7 protein-coding genes are annotated in these 7,059 nt (G+C 56.6%); 2 read left to right on the plus strand and 5 right to left on the minus strand.

Features of this window, described 5'->3' with window-relative positions:
- Positions 1–31 precede the first annotated feature (31 nt).
- From ACNQ0T_RS07840 to dapA, 5 genes are all read right to left on the minus strand, one after another.
- Positions 32–1,978: a tRNA(Met) cytidine acetyltransferase TmcA gene (locus ACNQ0T_RS07840; protein ID WP_417929845.1), complete on the minus strand. Its 1,947-nt coding sequence runs from the start codon at positions 1,976–1,978 to the stop codon at positions 32–34.
- Positions 1,978–2,847 (minus strand): neutral zinc metallopeptidase, encoded by an 870-nt coding sequence (locus tag ACNQ0T_RS07845; protein ID WP_022648970.1) that lies wholly within the window; start codon positions 2,845–2,847, stop codon positions 1,978–1,980. Before ACNQ0T_RS07845 ends, ACNQ0T_RS07840 begins: the two co-directional genes overlap by 1 nt.
- 120 nt (positions 2,848–2,967) lie before the next feature.
- Positions 2,968–3,681 (minus strand): phosphoribosylaminoimidazolesuccinocarboxamide synthase, encoded by a 714-nt coding sequence (purC, locus tag ACNQ0T_RS07850; RefSeq protein ID WP_001171626.1) that lies wholly within the window; start codon positions 3,679–3,681, stop codon positions 2,968–2,970.
- Between the two features lie 109 nt (positions 3,682–3,790).
- On the minus strand, positions 3,791–4,825 hold the full coding sequence (gene bamC, locus ACNQ0T_RS07855; protein WP_022648971.1) for an outer membrane protein assembly factor BamC: 1,035 nt from the start codon (positions 4,823–4,825) through the stop codon (positions 3,791–3,793).
- 16 nt (positions 4,826–4,841) lie between these two features.
- The gene (gene dapA / locus ACNQ0T_RS07860) at positions 4,842–5,720 is read right to left on the minus strand and encodes a 4-hydroxy-tetrahydrodipicolinate synthase (RefSeq protein ID WP_003860542.1); all 879 of its coding nucleotides are present in this window, start codon (positions 5,718–5,720) and stop codon (positions 4,842–4,844) included.
- A 145-nt stretch (positions 5,721–5,865) separates the two neighbouring features.
- Here dapA and ACNQ0T_RS07865 point away from each other — a divergent pair, with 145 nt between their 5' ends.
- Entirely contained in the window at positions 5,866–6,435 is a 570-nt protein-coding gene (locus ACNQ0T_RS07865) for a glycine cleavage system transcriptional repressor (RefSeq protein WP_000213743.1), read from the plus strand.
- Complete coding sequence (gene bcp, locus ACNQ0T_RS07870) at positions 6,435–6,905, plus strand: thioredoxin-dependent thiol peroxidase (protein ID WP_022648972.1); 471 nt, start codon at positions 6,435–6,437, stop codon at positions 6,903–6,905. The genes ACNQ0T_RS07865 and bcp overlap by 1 nt, the downstream gene beginning before the upstream one ends.
- Positions 6,906–7,059 lie beyond the last annotated feature (154 nt).

The following is a 7,059-nucleotide window of genomic DNA, read 5'->3' on the forward strand; positions in this document are numbered from 1 at the left end:
GGGTAATGACCATGCCACTTTACTGAAGAAGTCATTGAAAAAATTGCCATTGCAAAATGTCGGCTTTCAGCCGCTGGCTACGAGAGTAATCAAGCCTTTCAAGCGCGTGAGCGGTTTCCTCGCGTAGCTTCGCCAGCAACGCTTTGCGCCCGAAATCGTGCGTATTCCCTTCCATTTTCCCACGCAGCGCCGGGAGCGGCATATCCACGGCAAACAACAATCGCGTTAGCGCCGCAACCGAGGTTGAAAACGCCCGGTGCGCAAAGGCAAACCCCGCCAGCTCCAGCCAGTCGTCACTATTAAGGGTAGCTTCCCATGCATCCATCACCGGGATCTTTTCGCCATTCCAGGCCGACAGGACGCGCATATCACGACATAAACGCTGATGCGCCTCTTCGCAGAGCTGATGCCCCGCCTCGCTCAGCGGCAGCAACGCCATCGCCGTATAGCACCCGCTGCTGGCCTCCCGGTGGCTGCCCATTCGCACCAGCACAAACCCGCACTGCCGCCAGAAACGCCACAGCTCGTCGGTATAGCCAAAGCTGACCGAGAGATAATCTTCTCCGCTGGCACTGCGGATCAGCCCCTGGCCGATGCCTTCCCGCTGGCGATGAGGATGAACCGCAATACGGCTGACGCGTCGGCCTTTCAGCGTCGCCGCGAGAGGCGATCCGCCGTGGGCAGCCAGCGACTGTGCCACCAGATTTCCACGCGGCCGACGAAATCCCGCCCACACCGCGCGACTAAGCTCTGGGGATAAGCCGCCCTCCTCCACCAGCCAGAGCGCGCCAGCGATCTCCGCGCCCGCCTGAGCAACAGCAAAGTGCTGGCCGGGGGCGTCCATCATCCGGCGTAAATCGAGGGGGGACGTCCGGTAGTGCGCGGCACACAGCAGTTCATACACGCCTGCCCCGCGCGCCGGATCGCTCTCCCACACCCCGGGCTCCAGCGACGTTAAACTTACCTCCCCTGCCGGTTTGCGATCGATAAGCGCATCGTCGAACAGCAGCGCGTTCGCCACGATTCGCTCAAGAGGACATCCGGCAGCCCAGCGTACAGGGGTTGATAAGGTATATCGCCGCAGACCGCTGAACCGGGCGCAGAACTTCAGCAGGAATCCCCTGCCCGTGCCTTCATAACCCTGCACCGTAGTGGTCAACAACACGCGGGGAAAGCGCATCGTCAGTTTCTCGAGCAGCGCGCCGGGGATGGCGGCCGCCTCATCGACAATCAGCCAGTCAGCTTCTGTTGTGGAGGCCAGCAGCGCATCCGGGGCCATAAAGTGAAAATGTTCCCCGGCGAAACGCGCGATGACATCCGTCGCCCCTTTTGCCGGTGCGGTCACTACAGCACTACCCTGAATGCCGTTGAGCAACATGCCCGCCAGGGCGGACTTTCCTCGTCCGCGCGGGGCCGTCACGGCAGCCACGCCAGCAGGCATGGTCAGAAGCGCGTCGAGGATCGCAGCCTGCTCGCGCTGCGGTTCACCGCTGGCGGGCTGCCAGGCGGGTAAATCTGGCGCAACGGGAAGGCACAGCGGACGATGTTGATGCCAGACGATAGCATCTGAATCGGCGGCCAGCGTCCGGCAAAAATGGTAAACAAAGTGCGGGGTGGCGATCGGCTCGGCGCTGTCGCTCCAGCGTAGAGAATCCGCGTCGGGCCTGTTAGCCCAGACGGAGAACGGCGGCACCAGCAGCACCAGAAGGCTTCCGGCGCGCAGGGTCCCGCTGAGGGCGGCGAAGGCCGAGACGTCAAACCCGCGACGCGCGTCAAAAACGGCGTGCAGATATTCACGTCCCAGCAGGCCGCTGATGGCCTTAGAGGGGTTTTCCTCCAGCCACAGCCAGTCTCCTGGTAACGTATCGCGCAGGATGGTCGCCTGGCTCAACGTCCACGCTTCATCGCCGCTAAGCACCACCAGCCGGCGGTGCCCGGTACGCTGAAGCTGGTTAACCAGCTGTTCAACCCCCAACATCACATAGCTTTGCCGAAGGTATTACACTGCGACGGGTTGCCGCTGTCAAAGCCACGCTTAAACCAGCTGTAGCGCTGCTCTGAGGTGCCATGGGTAAAGCTGTCCGGCACAACGCGCCCCTGGCTTTGCTGCTGCAAGCGATCGTCACCAATCGCCTGTGCGGCATTCAGGGCCTCTTCCAGATCGCCTGTTTCCAGCACGCCCTGCTGCTGCATGCTGTGTCCCCAGACGCCAGCGAAGCAGTCGGCCTGAAGCTCCATGCGTACGGAGAGATGATTCACCTCCGCCTGAGACGCATTCTGCTGCATCTGACGCACTTTAGGTTCAATGCCGAGGAGCTTCTGCACATGGTGGCCGACTTCATGCGCGATCACGTAGCCCTGGGCAAAATCGCCGTCGGCGCCCAGCTTGCTTTTCATGTCGTCATAGAAGGAGAGATCGATATAGACGGTGCTGTCCGCCGGGCAGTAGAACGGCCCCATAACGGACTGCCCGGTTCCGCAGCCCGTGCGGGTTGCTCCCCGGTACATCACCAGTTTTGGCGGCTGATAAGTCCGCCCCATTTTCTCGAACTGCTGACCCCAGGTATCTTCGGTCGTCGCGAGAATAACGGAAGTAAATTTCGCCGCTTCATCTTCATTCGGGCTGATAGAGCGCTGAGAATACTGCTGCTGTTGCCCGGTTTCACCGGTCATCAAACCGGTCAGGTCGACACCGTAGTAGCCCGCTACCAGCACGACGACCAGCAGAATAATACCGCCCTTGCCGCTGGGTAACCGGAAACCTGGCCCGCCCATAGACGGACCACCGCCACCACTGCTGCGTCTGTCTTCTACGTTGTCACTTTCACGACGCCCTTGCCAGCGCATAAACACCTCGAACTATTCCATTTATAATAGCTATGATCGTAGGCGGTTAATGAAAGGATTACCATAGTAAACAAGGATAAGACGCCAAAGGATGCCAACATCCTTTGGCAAATGCGCAGTTTAGTCGAGCTTAACGCCTAAACGGTGAGCAACCGCTTCGTACGCTTCGACCACGCCACCCAGACTCTGGCGGAAACGGTCTTTGTCCATTTTATCCAGCGTCTCTTTGTCCCACAGGCGGCTGCCGTCAGGAGAGAACTCGTCGCCCAGCACCACTTCGCCTTTGTACAGACCGAACTCCAGCTTGAAGTCGACCAGGATCAGGCCCGCGTCATCAAACAGCTTTTTCAGCACGTCGTTGGCTTTGTAGGTCAGTTCCTGCATGCGCGCCAGGTTCTCTTTGCTGACCCAGCCGAAGGTTTCGCAGTAGGATTCGTTGACCATCGGGTCATGCATGGCGTCGTTTTTCAGGAACAGATCGAACAGCGGTGGATTCAGTTCGATACCCTCTTCAATGCCCAGACGCTTCACCAGGGAGCCTGCGGCACGGTTACGGATCACGCACTCAACCGGCACCATATCCAGTTTTTTTACCAGACATTCCGTATCGGACAACAACGCTTCCATCTGAGTCGGGATACCGGCTTCGGCCAGTTTGGTCATAATGAAGTGGTTGAACTTGTTGTTCACCATGCCCTTACGATCGAACTGCTCAATGCGTGCGCCGTCTCCTGCTGACGTATCATTGCGGAATTCGAGCACCAACAGATCCGGGTTTTCCGTGCTGTATACGGTTTTCGCTTTGCCACGATACAACTCAGCTTGCTTCTGCATCTTCATTACTCCTGGTGTGATGATTTGTATTCAAAACTGGCCATATTATGCCACGCACACGTTTGCGTGGCACGAAAATAAAAAGGGCTGGATTAACCAGCCCTCACTATTATTTGCTGAATGCGGCCTGGAAGGCAGCGACCAGCGCATCGTTCTGCGCCTGGGTCAGCGTGTGTCCTTTCGGATCGATAAACTGCAGGCTGCTGCGGTTATCGAGGTCGCCGACCTGGATTTTGTAGTCACCGGAAGGCAGCTGTGGATCGCTTGCCCCCAGCTCCTGCCAGGCACTTTCAGACAGCGGCTTATAGGTCGCTGTGATGCTGCCCGTTGAACGGGTGCTGTCGGTCACCTTCATGCCCACTTTTTCCAGCGTGGCTGGCAGACGCTGCCAGGTCTGGTTAAACGGCGCACGCACCACCAGCATTGGCAGGCCGGTATCGTCTGCACCGCTCTGCACGTCAAACGTTGAACCGTTACGGTTCTGCGCGGCGTTTGCGGCATCAGCAGCGTTCTTATCCAGACCCGCTGCAATCACGTTCAGCATTTCGGTACTGTAGCGCTGCATGGCGGACGGATCGGCAACCGGTTTACCTGCCTGCTCAAGATTCAACAGCTTAACGGTAACCGCCTGCTGATAACCCTGCGGCTTAACGGAGACTTGATAACGACCACGATACTGCTGGTCTTCATCGAGACGGTTCCACTCAATCCAGTCGGTGGTTAAGGTCTGGCTGGCGTCGTCGCGTTTATCAATCGTATAGTTTTTCGACTGAATGACGCTCACAACCTGCGGCCACAGCGTGGTACCGCGTGCGCTTTCCACCAGCAGAGAAGCTGTATCACCGGTGAACTGCGTGCGCGCGCCACTCACCAGCGCCAGAGGCTGAGCTGGCGGACGAATATCGAGCGCTTTACCCACCAGGCCGCTGCCGTTGGTAACCGGAATATTATAATCACCGTTCTGGATCGGCAGGATCATGCCGGCAGGCGCGTGAAGTTCAGCAAGCGGCGGCGCATCCAGATAGGATTCATCACCGCTCACCTGGCGCTTGTAGCGCGAGTCTGAACTACAGGCAGCGAGGAGCATAACAAGCGAAACACCCGCAACCTTGGCCAGGCGCGACTTCTGTACTGAATAAGCCATCAAATCTCCCTAAACTTTACAGCAAACCGGCATGCTTCAGCGCGCCAGCGACAATTTCACGACCATGGTCGGTAATCGGTGTCATTGGCAGACGCAGCGTGTCGGTTGCTACAAGCCCCAACTCCTTACATGCCCATTTCACTGGGATCGGATTGGGTTCGACAAATAATTTATTATGCAACGGCATCAGACGCTGATTAATCACGCGAGCTTCATCAAAGTGACCGGCTGCGGCCAGTTTGCACATGTCAGCCATATCACGCGCCGCCACGTTCGCCGTCACGGAAATCACGCCGTTACCACCGAGCTGCATAAAGTCCAGTGCGGTCGCATCATCACCGCTCAACAGGATAAAGTCGTCTGAAACCAGCTCTTTGATCTGATGAACGCGGCTTAAGTTCCCTGTCGCCTCTTTAATCCCGATAATATTTTTTACTTTCGAGAGACGGCCAACGGTTTCCGGCAGCATATCGCAACCGGTACGGGACGGCACATTATACAGAATTTGTGGCAAGTCAGTATGTTCAGCGATGGCTTTGAAATGCTGGAACAAACCTTCCTGAGTTGGGCGGTTGTAGTAAGGGGTCACCGTCAGACAGCCAACAATGCCGCTGTCGTTAAAACGCTGAGTCAGGCTAATGGCCTCTGCCGTTGCGTTTGCGCCCGTACCCGCGATGACCGGAATACGCCCGTCCGCCAGTTCCAGGGTCAGCATCACAACATCGCCGTGCTCTTCGTGGCTCAGCGTGGCGGATTCACCGGTAGTCCCTACCGAAACGATCGCCGAGGTTCCATTGGCGACATGGTAATCAATGAGCTTCTTCATGCTTGACCGGCAGACATTACCTTTTTCATCCATCGGTGTAACAAGCGCGACAATACTTCCCGTGAACATGAGCCATCCTCTGTGCGAACAAGAGCCTCAATGTTACGTTTGGAACTGTAATAAAAGCAAGCGACCTGAGGCTCTCAGGCGGTTGTATGCATGTTTTTTTTATGCTTTCCTTAGGAAGACTTAACCACGCAAAGGAAGAACAGGTTTGACAACCTCATCACAACATTACCTGGTTATCACTGCGCTGGGTGCTGACAGGCCGGGTATCGTGAATACCATCACTCGCCACGTGAGCAGCTGCGGCTGCAATATCGAAGACAGCCGGCTGGCTATGCTTGGCGAAGAATTCACGTTCATCATGCTGCTTTCCGGAACATGGAATGCCATTACCCTCATCGAATCTACCCTGCCGCTGAAAGGCGCAGAGCTGGATTTACTGATTGTGATGAAGCGCACCACCGCGCGCCCGCGTCCGGCTCTGCCTGCCACAGTCTGGGTACAGGTTGAAGTGCCTGATTCACCTCATCTGATTGAACGTTTTACGGCACTGTTTGACAGCCATCAGATGAACATTGCCGAACTGGTTTCCCGCACGCAGCCTGGCGATGAAAACGCCATCCCGACGCTGTTTATTCAAATTACCGCCCACAGCCCTGCCTCGCAGGATGCGTCAAATATCGAGCAAGCGTTTAAAGCCCTCTGTACAGAATTACACGCGCAAGGCAGTATAAGCGTCGTCGATTATTCGCAGCACGAACAGGATGGAGTTGAGTAATGAACCCACTGAAAGCCGGTGATATCGCACCGAAATTTAGCTTACCGGATCAAGACGGCGAGCAAGTAAATTTGACCGACTTCCAGGGACAGCGTGTTCTGGTCTATTTCTACCCGAAAGCCATGACCCCGGGCTGTACCGTACAGGCCTGCGGTTTGCGCGACAACATGGATGAGTTGAAAAAGGTCGGTGTGGAAGTGCTGGGCATCAGCACCGATAAACCAGAGAAGCTGTCACGTTTTGCGGAAAAAGAGCTGCTGAACTTCACGCTGCTTTCCGATGAAGACCACCAGGTTTGCGAGCAGTTTGGCGTCTGGGGTGAGAAGTCCTTTATGGGCAAAACGTACGACGGTATTCACCGCATCAGCTTCCTGATTGACGCTGACGGTAAAGTTGAGCACGTGTTTGATGATTTCAAAACCAGCAACCACCACGACGTGGTGTTGAACTGGCTGAAACAAAGCGCCTGATAAACAGCAAAACGGCAACCCAGGTTGCCGTTTTTAGTGTTTGCCCCCTCTCCCCGTGGGCTGAGGGTTCCCCACAAATTAATGCGAGCACTGAGCAATCCCCTCGCCCCTCCGGGGAGAGGGTTAGGGTGAGGGGAACATACGGCGGTGGTGG

Source organism: Enterobacter cloacae complex sp.6700776 (assembly GCF_048284255.1).
GTDB lineage: Bacteria > Pseudomonadota > Gammaproteobacteria > Enterobacterales > Enterobacteriaceae > Enterobacter > Enterobacter intestinihominis.

Bases quoted from the DNA above. Each gene is read 5' to 3' on its own strand.
- ACNQ0T_RS07840 (WP_417929845.1), bottom strand. From the start codon at position 1,978: ATGTTGGGGGTTGAACAGCTGGTTAACCAGCTTCAGCGTACCGGGCAC.
- ACNQ0T_RS07845 (WP_022648970.1), bottom strand. From the start codon at position 2,847: ATGCGCTGGCAAGGGCGTCGTGAAAGTGACAACGTAGAAGACAGACGC.
- purC (WP_001171626.1), bottom strand. From the start codon at position 3,681: ATGCAGAAGCAAGCTGAGTTGTATCGTGGCAAAGCGAAAACCGTATAC.
- bamC (WP_022648971.1), bottom strand. From the start codon at position 4,825: ATGGCTTATTCAGTACAGAAGTCGCGCCTGGCCAAGGTTGCGGGTGTT.
- dapA (WP_003860542.1), bottom strand. From the start codon at position 5,720: ATGTTCACGGGAAGTATTGTCGCGCTTGTTACACCGATGGATGAAAAA.
- bcp (WP_022648972.1), top strand. From the start codon at position 6,435: ATGAACCCACTGAAAGCCGGTGATATCGCACCGAAATTTAGCTTACCG.